Source organism: Fontimonas sp. FW305-C-3, assembly GCF_058783185.1.
In genome coordinates this window covers 331,375-344,097 of record NZ_JBYSYK010000003.1, presented here as the reverse complement: position 1 = coordinate 344,097, position 12,723 = coordinate 331,375, and the positions used below count along the sequence as shown (strand labels likewise).

9 protein-coding genes and 1 pseudogene are annotated in these 12,723 nt (G+C 65.3%); 6 read left to right on the top strand and 4 right to left on the bottom strand.

The window, feature by feature from the left end; all coding sequences use genetic code 11:
* Window positions 1-3 precede the first annotated feature (3 nt).
* The 6 genes from msrA (at window position 4) to dnaJ (ending at window position 7,111) form a co-directional block, all read left to right on the top strand.
* Entirely contained in the window at window positions 4-510 is a 507-nt protein-coding gene (gene msrA, locus AC3WUF_RS13095; protein WP_492426253.1) for a peptide-methionine (S)-S-oxide reductase MsrA, read from the top strand.
* Window positions 511-557: 47 nt separating this feature from the next.
* A complete protein-coding gene (locus tag AC3WUF_RS13090; RefSeq protein WP_492427184.1) occupies window positions 558-2,036 on the top strand; it encodes a protein adenylyltransferase SelO in 1,479 nt (492 codons plus the stop codon).
* Between the two features lie 62 nt (window positions 2,037-2,098).
* The gene (gene hrcA, locus AC3WUF_RS13085; RefSeq protein ID WP_492426251.1) at window positions 2,099-3,139 is read left to right on the top strand and encodes a heat-inducible transcriptional repressor HrcA; all 1,041 of its coding nucleotides are present in this window, start codon (window positions 2,099-2,101) and stop codon (window positions 3,137-3,139) included.
* 129 nt (window positions 3,140-3,268) lie between these two features.
* Window positions 3,269-3,817, top strand: a complete 549-nt coding sequence (gene grpE, locus AC3WUF_RS13080; RefSeq protein WP_492426249.1) for a nucleotide exchange factor GrpE — start codon at window positions 3,269-3,271, stop codon at window positions 3,815-3,817.
* A 103-nt stretch (window positions 3,818-3,920) separates the two neighbouring features.
* Window positions 3,921-5,849: a molecular chaperone DnaK gene (dnaK, locus tag AC3WUF_RS13075; protein ID WP_492426247.1), complete on the top strand. Its 1,929-nt coding sequence runs from the start codon at window positions 3,921-3,923 to the stop codon at window positions 5,847-5,849.
* 131 nt (window positions 5,850-5,980) lie between these two features.
* A complete protein-coding gene (gene dnaJ / locus AC3WUF_RS13070; RefSeq protein ID WP_492426245.1) occupies window positions 5,981-7,111 on the top strand; it encodes a molecular chaperone DnaJ in 1,131 nt (376 codons plus the stop codon).
* A 94-nt stretch (window positions 7,112-7,205) separates the two neighbouring features.
* Here dnaJ and AC3WUF_RS13065 read toward each other — a convergent pair whose 3' ends face one another.
* From AC3WUF_RS13065 to acnA, 4 genes and pseudogenes are all read right to left on the bottom strand, one after another.
* A complete protein-coding gene (locus AC3WUF_RS13065; RefSeq protein WP_492426243.1) occupies window positions 7,206-8,192 on the bottom strand; it encodes an SMP-30/gluconolactonase/LRE family protein in 987 nt (328 codons plus the stop codon).
* Window positions 8,193-8,252: 60 nt separating this feature from the next.
* On the bottom strand, window positions 8,253-9,026 hold the full coding sequence (locus AC3WUF_RS13060) for a ParA family protein (protein WP_492426241.1): 774 nt from the start codon (window positions 9,024-9,026) through the stop codon (window positions 8,253-8,255).
* Window positions 9,027-9,296: 270 nt separating this feature from the next.
* Window positions 9,297-9,968: pseudogene (rluF, locus tag AC3WUF_RS13055) on the bottom strand (23S rRNA pseudouridine(2604) synthase RluF); the annotation flags it as partial.
* A gap of 75 nt (window positions 9,969-10,043) precedes the next feature.
* The gene (acnA, locus tag AC3WUF_RS13050) at window positions 10,044-12,704 is read right to left on the bottom strand and encodes an aconitate hydratase AcnA (protein WP_492426239.1); all 2,661 of its coding nucleotides are present in this window, start codon (window positions 12,702-12,704) and stop codon (window positions 10,044-10,046) included.
* Window positions 12,705-12,723: the final 19 nt, after the last annotated feature.

The following is a 12,723-nucleotide window of genomic DNA, read 5'->3' as shown; positions in this document are numbered from 1 at the left end:
GCAATGGCTGCGACCGAAACCGCCATTCTGGCCGGCGGATGTTTCTGGGGCATGCAGGATTTGATCCGCAAGCTGCCCGGCGTGGTCGAGACACGGGTGGGATACAGCGGTGGCGATGTGGCGCATGCCACCTATCGGAACCACGGCTCGCATGCCGAGGCGATCGAGGTGGTTTTCAGGCCGGACCAGCTCAGCTACCGCGAACTGCTGGAGTTCTTCTTCCAGGTCCACGACCCGAGCACGCCGAACCGCCAGGGCAACGATCGCGGGACTTCGTATCGATCGGCGATCTACTACGAATCGCCGGCCCAGAAAGAAGTGGCCTTGCAGACGATCGCCGATGTCGACGCGTCCGGCCTGTGGCCCGGCAAGGTGGTGACGCAGGTCGAGCCGGCCGGACCTTTCTGGGAAGCCGAACCGGAGCACCAGGACTATCTGGTCAGCAATCCCGGCGGCTATACCTGCCACTATCCGCGCATGGAATGGAAACTGCCGCGCCGGAGAGCCTGATGACTGTCGAGACCGCCGCGTCTGCTGTCGGCACCGCGCCAGCGCCGCTGTCGATTCCGTTCGACAACAGCTATGCGCGCGAGCTGCAGGGTGCCTACGCCCCGGCGCAGCCGCAGGCCTGGCCGGAGGCCCGGCTGTTGCTGCTGAACGAAGACCTTGCGGGCGAACTCGGCCTCTCGCCGGCGCAGCTGCGCAGCCCCGCGGGCCTCGGCCTGCTGTCCGGCGCCGGCCTGCCGGACGGCGCGACGCCGATCGCCCAGGCCTATGCCGGGCATCAGTTCGGCGGCTTCTCGCCGCAGCTGGGTGATGGCCGCGCGTTGCTGGTCGGTGAGCTGATCGACCGCCGCGGCCAGCGCCGCGATATCGCATTCAAGGGCTCGGGGCGCACGCCGTTCTCGCGCGGTGGCGACGGCCGCGCCGCGCTCGGTCCGGTGCTGCGCGAATACCTGATGGGCGAGGCCATGCAGGCACTCGGCGTTCCGACCACGCGGGCACTTGCCGTCATCGCGACCGGCGAGCAGGTCCGCCGCGACCGGCTGTTGCCCGGTGCGCTGCTGGTGCGCGTGGCGGCCAGCCATCTGCGCGTCGGCACCTTCGAGTTCTTCGCCGCCCGCCGCGACGAGGCCATGCTGCGCAAGCTGCTGGCCTACGCGGTCGCGCGGCATGCGCCGGATCAGCTCGGCCGTCCGGATGCCGCGCTCGGTCTGCTCTCGGCCGTCGTGCAGCGGCAGGCCGCGCTGATCGCACAATGGCTGGGCATCGGTTTCATCCATGGCGTGATGAACACCGACAACATGACGATCTCCGGCGAGACGATCGACTACGGTCCCTGCGCCTTTCTGGAGCACTACGACCCCGAGGCAGTGTTCAGTTCGATCGATACCGGCGGCCGTTATGCCTACGGCAATCAACCCGGCATCGCGCAGTGGAATCTCACGCGCCTGGCCGAGTCTCTGCTGCCGCTGATTGACGCGGACGAGTCGCGCGCCATCGCGCTCGCCACCGAGGCTCTGCAGGCGTTCGCGCCGGCCCATACCGGCGCTTGGCTGACGGTGATGCGTGCCAAGCTGGGCCTCGACGCCGCGGCGGGCGACGACGATGCGGACCGCGCGCTGATCGAGGACCTGCTGCAGCTGATGCAGACCCAGCGCGTGGACTGGACGCTAGGCTGGCGCGAACTGCCGGTGGACGCTGCGGGTGCCGCGACCTGGCTTGCGCGCTTCGGCGATGCGTCCGCGGCAGCAGGCGCTTGGCTCGAACGCTGGCAGCGTCGTCTGTCTGCGCAGGGCAGAACGCAGCAGGCCAATGCGGAACTGCTCGCCGCGGCGAATCCGGCGCTGGTGCCCCGCAATCATCACGTCGAGGCGGCACTGGCCGCGGCCGTCGATGACGGCGACCTGCAACTCTTTGAAGCACTGCTCGAGGCAGTGCGCCGACCTTTCGACCGGACCCGCGACGGCACGGCCCTGGCCGCGGCCGCGCCTGGAAATTTCACCGCCTGCTATCGCACTTTCTGTGGAACCTGAAGTGCTTGCACCTCGGCTTTGCCATTGAAATCAGCCGCCTTCGCCGTCAAGCTGTCATCACCATGTCGCAGTCCCTAGATCCCCGCGCCGCCGAACTGCTCAAGCTGCTCGTCGAGCGTTATATCCATGACGGTCAGCCGGTGGGTTCGCGCACGCTGTCGCGGATGGCGGGGCTGGGACTCTCGCCGGCGACAATCCGCAATGTCATGGCGGATCTCGACGATCTTGGCTTTGTCGCCTCGCCGCATACCTCGGCCGGGCGCATCCCGACGACGCGCGGCTACCGCTACTTCGTCGACACGCTGCTGGCGCCGGAATCACTGAGCGATGCCGAGCAGGAGCAGATCGTCGAGGATCTGGTGCCCGGCGACCGCAGCGTGCCGGACATGGTGCAGGCCGCGTCCAACCTGCTGTCGCGCATGACGCAGATGGCCGGCGTCGTCACCGTGCCGCGGCGCAACCTGGCGATCCTGCGTCGCATCGAGTTCCTGCCGCTGTCCGGCAGCCGCGTGCTGGCGATTTTGGTCGTCAACCAGCGCGAGGTGCAGAACCGCATTCTGCATACGGAGCGGCCCTACGGCGCGGACGAGTTGAGTCGCTACGCGGCCCTGCTCAACGAACATTTCGCCGGCCGCGATCTGGTCGAGCTGCGTCAGGCCCTTGCGCGCGACGCCGGCGAAACCCAGGCGCGGATCAACCTGATGCTGCGCGAGGCCGCGACGATGGCCGAGCGCGCGATGCGCGACGAGAGCAGCGAGACCGATTATGTGGTCGCCGGCAGGCCAAACCTGATGGGCTTCCAGGAGCTGGCCGATGTCGGCCGCTTGCGCGGCCTGTTCGATGCGCTGGACCGCAAGCGCGACCTGTTGATTCTGTTCGACCAGTGCCTCAATGCCGACGGCCTGCAGATCTTCATCGGCGACGAGTCCGGCTACCGGGTGCTCGACGAATGCAGCGTCGTGACCACGCCGTACACCGTCAATGGCCGGGTCGCCGGCGTGCTGGGCGTCATCGGCCCGACCCGCATGTCGTATTCCCGGATCATTCCGCTGGTCCAGGAGACCGCCCGCGCGCTGTCGGCGGGCTTGAAAGCGGAAAGCTGACCCCCAGAAAGCGCTGGTGGGCGGCGTTTGCAACGCGCCCCAGCTATGATTGCGCCCCTTTCGCGACCGACCCGTTGGATTCCGGGATGGGTTGCGGGGCAAAACCCAACCGTGACGAATCGAAACACGATGAGCCAAGAACCGGACACCCCAGTGCCCGCCGCAGACGATGTGGCCCCATCCAGCGCCGAGAGCCCAATCGACGCGCTGACCCGTCGGCTCGCCGAGGCGCAGCAGCAGGCGCAGGACGCCAAGGACGCCCAGCTGCGGACGATGGCCGAGTTCGAGAACTCGCGCCGGCGCCTGGAGCGCGATGCACAGAACAGCCTCAAGTACGCCAACGAGAAGATCATCGGCGAGCTGCTCGCCGTCGTCGACAGCCTCGAGCTGGGCATGCAGGCCGCCGCCGGTGCAGACGGCGCCGCCAAGGCGATGGCCGATGGCATGCAGCTGACCTGGCGCCAGCTGATGAGCGTGCTCGAGAAGGGCGGCGTGCAGGCGGTCAATCCGCAGGGCGAGGCCTTCAATCCCGAGCTGCACCAGGCGATGACGATGGCCGAATCCGCCGACCTGCCGCCCAACCACGTTTTGAGCGTCATGCAGAAGGGTTATCGCCTGCATGAACGCCTGCTGCGGCCGGCCATGGTGGTCGTCTCCAAGGCCGCCGCCGGGTCTTGAAAAACAGGGCCTAGCCGCCAGTTACAGCTCAAGCATTTAAGAACGGTTCGAAGCTGAACCGTTCCGTTCCCAATCTGAACCAGCACTATTTTCCGGAGCACCCATGTCCAAGATCATCGGCATCGACCTCGGCACCACCAACAGCTGCGTCGCCATCATGGACGGCAACAGCGTCCGCGTGATCGAGAACGCTGAAGGCGAGCGCACCACGCCGTCCATCGTCGCCTACACCAACGAGCCGCAGCCGATCGTCGGCCGCGCCGCCAAGCGCCAGGCCGTGACCAATCCGCACGACACGCTGTATGCGGTCAAGCGCCTGGTCGGCCGTCGCTTCGACGACAAGGAAGTGCAGAAGGCGATCAAGCATTCGCCGTTCAAGATCGTCAAGGCCGACAATGGCGATGCCTGGGTACAGGCCAAGGACCAGAAGCTGGCGCCGCAGCAGGTGTCGGCGCAGGTCCTGATGAAGATGAAGAAGACCGCCGAGGACTATCTCGGCCACCCGGTGACGGAAGCCGTCATCACGGTGCCCGCTTACTTCAACGACGCGCAGCGCCAGGCGACCAAGGACGCCGGTCGCATCGCGGGTCTTGAGGTCAAGCGCATCATCAACGAGCCGACCGCCGCGGCGCTGGCCTTCGGTCTCGACAAGGTCACCGGCGACAAGAAGGTGGCCGTGTACGACCTCGGCGGCGGTACCTTCGATATCTCGATCATCGAGATCGCGGACGTCGACGGCGAGAAGCAGTTCGAAGTGCTCGCCACCAATGGCGACACCTTCCTCGGCGGTGAGGACTTCGACCAGCGCGTCATCGAATACATCGCGGCGGAATTCCAGAAGGAGCAGGGCATCGACCTGCACAAGGACCCGCTCGCGCTGCAGCGCCTCAAGGACGCGGCCGAAAAGGCCAAGATCGAGCTGTCGTCGACCTCGCAGACCGAAGTCAATCTGCCGTACATCACGGCCGATGCCACGGGTCCGAAGCATCTTGCGCTCAAGCTGAGCCGCGCCAAGCTCGAATCGCTGGTCGACGACCTGATCGAGAATTCGCTGAAGCCGGTGCGCACCGCGCTGGCCGATGCCGGCCTCAAGCCTTCGGAAGTCGACGACATCATTCTCGTCGGCGGCCAGACGCGCATGCCCAAGGTCCAGGAAGCGGTCAAGAACTTCTTCGGCAAGGAGCCGCGCAAGGACGTCAACCCGGATGAAGCCGTCGCCGCGGGCGCCGCGATCCAGGGCGCCGTGCTGTCGGGCGACCGCAAGGACGTGCTGCTGCTCGACGTGACGCCGCTGTCGCTGGGTATCGAAACCCTCGGCGGCAAGATGACGAAGCTGATCGAGAAGAACACGACGATCCCGACCAAGAAGTCGGAGACCTTCACGACCGCCGAGGACAACCAGACCGCGGTGACGATCCAGGTCTTCCAGGGCGAGCGCGAGATCGCGAGCGCCAACAAGTCGCTCGGCCGTTTCGACCTGACCGGCATCGGTGCTGCGCCGCGCGGCGTGCCGCAGGTCGAGGTCATCTTCGACATCGACGCCAACGGCATCCTGCACGTGACGGCGAAGGACAAGGCGACCGGCAAGGAACAGTCGATCCGCATCACCGCGAACTCGGGTCTCAGCGAAGCCGAGATCCAGGCGATGGTGAAGGACGCCGAGGCGCATGCCGAGGAAGATCGCAAGTTCAACGAGCTGATCAGCGCGCGCAATCAGGCCGAGCAGATGATCAACGCGGTCGAGAAGTCGCTGAAGGATCTCGGCGAGCAGGTCGAGGCCGACGAGAAGTCGTCGATCGAAGCCGCGGTGACCGCCGCGCGCGAAGCGATCAAGGGCGAAGACCCGGCCGACATCCAGGCCAAGAGCGAGGCGCTGGCGCAGGCTTCCGGCAAGCTGATGGAGCGCGTCTACGCGCAGAAGGGTGCCGAGCAGCAGGCGGGCGGCGGTGCGGCCGGCGGTGCAGCGGGTGGTTCGGCGCCGAACGACGATGTCGTCGATGCCGAGTTCACCGAAGTCAAAGACAAGAAGTAAGGGCTGAGAAGCTCCAGGGTGAGGCGATGAGTGGGAACACTCGCGCCTCACCTTTTTCGTTTCTGTAACGCAGTGAACAGGGGAACAGCGGTGAGTGGGTCGGGGCAGGACACACCTCACGCTTCACGGACATGAGCAAGCGCGACTACTACGAAGTTCTTGGCGTCTCGAAAGAGGCCGGCGATGACGAGCTGAAGAAGGCCTACCGCCGCCTCGCGATGAAGCATCACCCCGATCGCAATCCGGGCGACAAGGGCGCGGAAGAACAGTTCAAGGTCGTCACCGAGGCCTACGAAGTGCTGACCGATGCGCAGAAGCGCGCGGTCTACGACAAGTACGGCCACGAAGGTCTGCAGCGCAGTGGCGGCGGTGGTGGCGGCTTCGGCGGCGGCGGTTTCGCCGACATGTTCGGCGACGTCTTTGCCGACATCTTCGGTGGCAACGGCGGCGGCCGCAGCGGCCCGCGTCGTGGCGCCGATCTGCGCTACATGATGGAGCTGTCGCTCGAACAAGCCGTGTTCGGCACGACCGAAACCATCCGCATCCCGAGCTGGGTCGATTGCGAGACCTGCGACGGCCACGGCACCGCGGACGCCAAGAAACCGCCGGCCTGCAAGACCTGCAACGGCGCCGGCCAGGTGCGCGTGCAGCAGGGCTTCTTCGTCATGCAGCAGACCTGCCCGCAGTGCCGCGGCCGCGGTTCTGTGGTCACTGATCCCTGCAAGTCTTGCCGCGGCGCGGGCAAGCTGCGTCGCGAGAAGACCTTGGAGGTCAAGGTGCCGGCCGGCGTCGATACCGGCGATCGCATCCGTCTCAACGGCGAGGGCGAAGCCGGCGAGCGTGGTACGCAGAACGGCGATCTCTACGTGCAGATCACCGTCAAGCCGCACGAGATGTTCGAACGCGACAACGACGATCTGCATTGCACGGTGCCGATCTCGATCGTCTCCGCCGCGCTCGGCGGCACGATCGAAGTGCCGACGCTGGAAGGCAAGGTCGAGATGGACATCCCCGAAGGCACGCAGAGCGGCCGTCAGTTCCGCCTGCGCGGGCGCGGCGTGCGTTCGGTGCGCAGCTCAGGCACCGGCGACCTGTACTGCAACGTCATGGTCGAAACGCCGGTCAAGCTCAACAAGGCGCAGAAGGATCTGCTCAAGCAGTTCGGCGCGACGCTGGACGACGGCGGCGGCAAGCACCATCCGGAAGCGAGCTCCTGGCTGGGCAAGGCGAAGAAATTTTTTGACGATCTGACGGGAACTTGAGGCCACGGTCCGTGGAATTCGTAGCCCGGATGCAATCCGGGATCAGCGATTGCCGCGGGCCGAATGCCCCGGATTTCATCCGGGCTACGGCTGGCTAGGGCTTGCGCCGAAACACGCTCAGATGATCCAGCGGCAGGCTCTGATCCACGAGCACGCCGGTCTCCGTCACGACGACATCGGTCGGCTCGAACATCGGCGGCCGCCCTAGACGCACTGAAGACGGGAAGCTGAAGGTGCCCGGCGCCGTCGCCTGCAGCAGCTCGCCATCGCGCGAGATCAGGCTGATGCGTCCGCTGAGGAAATTCGCCAGCAACACGCCGTCCGCGACCAGGCCCAGATCGTCGTGGATATCGACTTCAAAGAAGATCGGCGCGACCGGCCCGGCACTGCCGTCCGCGAGCAGTTCGACGCTGTAGATGCTGCCGCCGTCAGTGCCGTAGAAGACGTTGCCGTCGCTCTGCAGGCCGTTCGGGAAGCGCAGCGTGTTGCCGACGCCGACCGACAGCAGTCCGAGTGCGCTGCCCTGGACCCAGACTTCCTCGTTGACGACCTTGAGCGGATCATTCGGGTCGATCGTGAAGCGCTTGATCTTCGGATCGGGCACGCAGATGTTGAGTGGCTCGTCGACGACGTAGATGCGGCCGTCGGCGCCGAGTGCCGTGCCGTTGGCGATGCACATACCGGTCATCGTGTGGATCGGCGCGATCTGCGGCGTGGCGTTGATCGCGCCGCCCCACAGACGGCCATCGCCACTCGATGCGTAGAGATAGCCGTCGCGGATGGCCAGGCCGGTGAAGCCGGTCGATTCGGTGGAGATCTGATCGGCGCGGAAACTGCCGTCGTCGTTCTTGTGGATCTCGAACAGGCCTGCGCCGCCGCTGACGAACAGACGGCCATCGGAAGAGAACGTCAGGTTTTCCGCACCGGGCAGATCGAGCAGGATCGTGCGCTCGCCGCAGTCGCTGCTGACGCAGAGTTCGGCGACGCCGGTCGTCGGTGGTGCGTTGGAGTTGCCCGCGTCATCGTCCGAGCACGCGGCAATCAGTGCGGCTGCCAGCAGCAGCGCCAGTTTCTTGTTCATCGCTTCCCCCGAAGCTGTGCAGATGTCGCTGTCGAGCCCCCGCCCGACGGCAGGTCGCGATCAGCGACCTTTCATCAGCCGATCGTACAGCGCCACGTATTCCAGGGTCACGCGGTGGCCCTTCTCGAGGAAGACCAGCGGTGCATGCTGTTCATGCGACTCCTTGACGCGCACCGAGCTGCTGACCATCTGGTCAAGCACCGGGCGGCCTTCGGCCTTCAGCTCCTCGACCATGCGGGCCGGCAGACGCGAGCGCGACTGGAACTGATTGACGACGATGCCCTCGACCATCAGCGCTTCGTTATGGTCGGCACGGACTTCGTCGATGTTGTCGAGCAGTGAATACAGCGCCTGGCGTGCGAACTCGTCGCAGTCGAAAGGAATCAGCACGCGGTCGGCGGCAATCAGCGCCGAGCGCGAATAGAAGTTCAGCGCCGGCGGCGTGTCGATGAAGATCGCATCGTAGCCACGCAGCTTGCGCAGGCTGTCGCGGAACTTGTAGATCTTCTGCTTGGCTTCGAGCTTGACCGCAAGCTCGTCGAGGCGGCGGTCGGCGGCGACCACGTCGAGATTCTCGAATGCGGTATTGCTGGTATAGGTGACGAACGGCGGCGGATTGATCGAGAAGCTCAGCGTGGACTCGAAGAAATCGCCGATCGAGCGATCCGGCTGACTCGCGGCGCTGCCGGTCAGGTACTGCGTGGCGTTGCCCTGGGTGTCGAGGTCGATGACCAGCGTGCGCAGGCCACGGCTGGCAGCAATGGCCGCGAGGTTGCAGACGATGGTGGTCTTGCCCACACCACCTTTCTGATTGAAGACAACGCGAGTAGTCATGCGAGAAGCCGTGCCGGTGCAGGGTGGGGAACGGGCCAAAGTTTACGGGAGTTGCTACGCAAATGCCGCGCCAGACGGGCCTGTGGATGTCTGGCTGCACCTAGCCTGAATCCGGCGCGCCTAGCGGCGTTTGCGTGCGTTGGCCCAGGGGTTGGGGGCGGGTTCGGGGCGTTGAGGCCGGGCCGGTTCGGGAGCGGCTGCCGGTCTGGCCGGCTTGGCGGTCAGGCCCGGCGTCAGGCGCTCGGGCGGGATCAAATCCTTGCCGGGCAGCAGGCCGCGCAACTCATCGGCGTTGAGGTCGCGCCATTGGCCGATCGGCAGCTTGCCCAGATGGACGTTCATGATGCGAACCCGCTGCAGGCGCCGCACCTGATAGTCGAAGACCTCGCACATGCGGCGGATCTGCCGGTTGAGGCCTTGGGTGAGGATGATCCGGAAGACATTGCGCCCTTCGGCGCGGACCACGCAGGGCTTGGTCAGCGTATCCAGGATCTCGACGCCCGCCGCCATGCGCTCGATGAAGTCGGCCGTCAGCGGCCGATCGACCGTGACGACATATTCCTTCTCGTGATTGTGCTCGGCGCGGAGGATTTCGTTGACGATATCGCCGTTGTTGGTCAGCAGGATCAGACCTTCCGAAGGCTTGTCGAGCCGACCGATCGGAAAGATACGTTCGGCATGGCCGATGAAGTCGATGATGTTGCCTTCGATATGCCGCTCGGTCGTGCAGGTGATGCCGACCGGCTTGTTCAGCGCGATGTAGACATCCTTCTTGCTCTGACCGACCGGCTTGCCGTCGACGCAGACGCGATCGCCATCGTCGACCTGCGTGCCGAGCACGGCCTTGGCGCCGTTCACCGTCACGCGGCCCTGCTCGATCCAGCCATCCGCCTCGCGCCGCGAGCAGACGCCGGTTTCGCTGATATATTTGTTCAGGCGCATAGGTTCGGCCGCATGCGGTATTGAAGCACATGAAAAAGGCCGCTTGCGCGGCCTTTTTCTTCCAGCTTGTGCGGCTTACTTCGCCATCTGGCGCAGCATGTAGTTCAGCACGCCGCCGTGTTCGTAGTATTCCCACTCCATCGGCGTGTTGATGCGCACCTTGGCCTTGAAGGAGATCGACTTGCCGTCGGCCTTCTTCGCGGTGACGCCGACTTCGGTCGCGCCATTCTTGAGGCCGTCGAAGTCGAAGACTTCGGAGCCGTCGAGGCCGAGGCTGGCCGGGGTCTGGCCATCGACGAAGTTCAGCGGCAGCACGCCCATGCCGACCAGGTTGGCGCGGTGGATGCGCTCGAAGGATTCCGAGATCACGGCCTTCACGCCGAGCAGGATCGTGCCCTTGGCTGCCCAGTCGCGCGACGAGCCGGTGCCGTATTCCTTGCCGGCGAGAACGACCAGCGGGGTGCCTTCCTTCTGGTACTTCATCGCGACGTCGTAGATCGGCTCGACCGGACCGGCGGAACCGTTGTAGTGGCGGCTGACGCCGCCTTCGACGCCCGGCGTCATCGCGTTCTTGATGCGCGTGTTGGCAAACGTGCCGCGCATCATGATCTCGTGGTTGCCGCGGCGCGAACCGAAGCTGTTGAAGTCGGCCTTCTTGACGCCACGCTCTTCGAGGTACTTGCCCGCGGGGCCGTCCTTCTTGATGTCGCCGGCCGGCGAGATGTGGTCGGTCGTGATCGAGTCGCCCAGCAGCGCAAGCGCACGCGCGCCCTTGATCGGCTGGATGCCCGGCGGCGTCATCGTCATGCCCTGGAAGTACGGCGGGTTGGCGATGTAGGTCGACTGGCTATCCCAGGGATAGGTTTCCGACTTGCTGATCTTGATCGACTGCCAGCGGGCATCGCCCTTGAGCACGTCGGCGTAGCTCTTCTTGAAGCCTTCGGCGGTGACGGCCTTGGCGACGACTTCCTGGATTTCCGAGTTGGTCGGCCAGATGTCCTTGAGGAAGACGTCTTTGCCGTCCTTGCCCTGGCCGATCGGTTCGGTCGTCAGGTCGAGGTCGGTCGAACCGGCGATTGCGTAGGCGACGACCAGCGGCGGCGAGGCGAGGTAGTTCATGCGCACGTCCTGGTGGACGCGGCCTTCGAAGTTGCGGTTGCCCGACAGCACGGCCGAAACCGACAGCGTGTTGTCGTTGATCGCCTTGCCCAGCGGCTCGTTGAGCGGGCCGGAGTTGCCGATGCAGGTCGTGCAGCCGTAGGCGGTGACGTAAAAGCCGAGGTGCTCGAGGTCTTCGATCAGGCCGGCCTTCTTCAGGTACTCGGTGACCGCCAGCGATCCTGGTGCCAGCGAGGTCTTGACCCAGGGCTTGCTGGTCAGGCCCAGCGCGCGCGCCTTCTTGGCGAGCAGGCCGGCGCCGATCAGCACGCTCGGGTTCGAGGTGTTGGTGCAGGACGTGATCGCGGCGATCATCACCGCGCCGTCCTTCAGCTCGAAGGTCTTGCCGGCATCGGTGACCTTGGCCGGGCCCTTCGACGGGCGCGACTTCTGTTCGGCCTCGAAGGCCTTGCGGTAGTTGGCCTTGACGTCGGTCAGCAGCACGCGATCCTGCGGGCGCTTCGGGCCGGCAAGCGACGGCTTGATGCTGCCCAGATCGAGCGTCAGCACGTCGGTGTAGTCGGCTTCCGGTGCTTCCGGCGTCCACCACATGCCCTGCGCCTTGGCGTAGGCCTCGACGACGGCGATCTGCTGCTCGCTGCGGCCGGTGAGGCGCAGGTAGTTCAGGGTTTCGTTGTCGATCGGGAAGATGCCGCAGGTGGCGCCGTATTCCGGGCCCATGTTGGCGATCGTGTTGCGATCGGAAGCGGAGAGGTTCGCGAGGCCCGGGCCGAAGAATTCGACGAACTTCTCGACGACGCCGCGCTTGCGCAGCATTTCGGTGACGGTCAGCACGAGGTCGGTCGCGGTCGCGCCTTCGGCGAGCTTGCCGCTGACCTTCACGCCGATGACTTCCGGCATCAGCATCGACGACGGCTGGCCGAGCATCGCGGCTTCAGCCTCGATGCCGCCGACGCCCCAGCCCAGCACGCCGATGCCGTTGACCATCGTCGTGTGCGAGTCGGTGCCGAAGCAGCTGTCCGGGTACAGCAGGCCGCTGTCGTTTTCGAAGACGACACGGGCGAGGTATTCGATGTTGACCTGGTGGACGATGCCGGTATCGGGCGGCACGGCCTTGAAGTTCTTCAGTGCTTCCTGGCCCCAGCGCAGGAAGGTGTAGCGCTCTTCATTGCGCTGGAACTCGACCTTGGCGTTGAGATCGAGCGCGTCCTTCGAGCCGTAGTGATCGATCATGACCGAGTGATCGATGACCAGCTCGACCGGGCACAGCGGGTTGACCTTGGACGCGTCGCCGCCGAGCGTCTTGATCGCGTCGCGCATCGCGGCGAGGTCGACGACGCAGGGTACGCCGGTGAAGTCCTGCAGGATCACGCGCGCCGGCGTGAAGTTGATGTCCTTGGACGGCAGCTTGGCCAGATCGGCGCCAGCCAGCGCTTCGATCTCGACCTTGGTCGTGTTGAGGCCGTCTTCGTGACGCAGCAGATTCTCGAGCAGAATCTTGTAGGAATAGGGCAGGCGGGAGATGTTGAACTTGGGTTCGAGGGCCTTGAGGCTGAAGTAGCTGTAGGTCTTGGAACCAACGTTGAGCGTGGACTTTGCTTTGTAGCTGTCCGTCATGGCTAGAAACTCCCGGCAG

Excerpts from the sequence above, each read along its gene's own strand:
- grpE (WP_492426249.1), top strand. The coding sequence starts at position 3,269 with ATGAGCCAAGAACCGGACACCCCAGTGCCCGCCGCAGACGATGTGGCC.
- AC3WUF_RS13065 (WP_492426243.1), bottom strand. The coding sequence starts at position 8,192 with ATGAACAAGAAACTGGCGCTGCTGCTGGCAGCCGCACTGATTGCCGCG.
- msrA (WP_492426253.1), top strand. The coding sequence starts at position 4 with ATGGCTGCGACCGAAACCGCCATTCTGGCCGGCGGATGTTTCTGGGGC.
- AC3WUF_RS13060 (WP_492426241.1), bottom strand. The coding sequence starts at position 9,026 with ATGACTACTCGCGTTGTCTTCAATCAGAAAGGTGGTGTGGGCAAGACC.
- dnaK (WP_492426247.1), top strand. The coding sequence starts at position 3,921 with ATGTCCAAGATCATCGGCATCGACCTCGGCACCACCAACAGCTGCGTC.
- hrcA (WP_492426251.1), top strand. The coding sequence starts at position 2,099 with ATGTCGCAGTCCCTAGATCCCCGCGCCGCCGAACTGCTCAAGCTGCTC.
- acnA (WP_492426239.1), bottom strand. The coding sequence starts at position 12,704 with ATGACGGACAGCTACAAAGCAAAGTCCACGCTCAACGTTGGTTCCAAG.
- dnaJ (WP_492426245.1), top strand. The coding sequence starts at position 5,981 with ATGAGCAAGCGCGACTACTACGAAGTTCTTGGCGTCTCGAAAGAGGCC.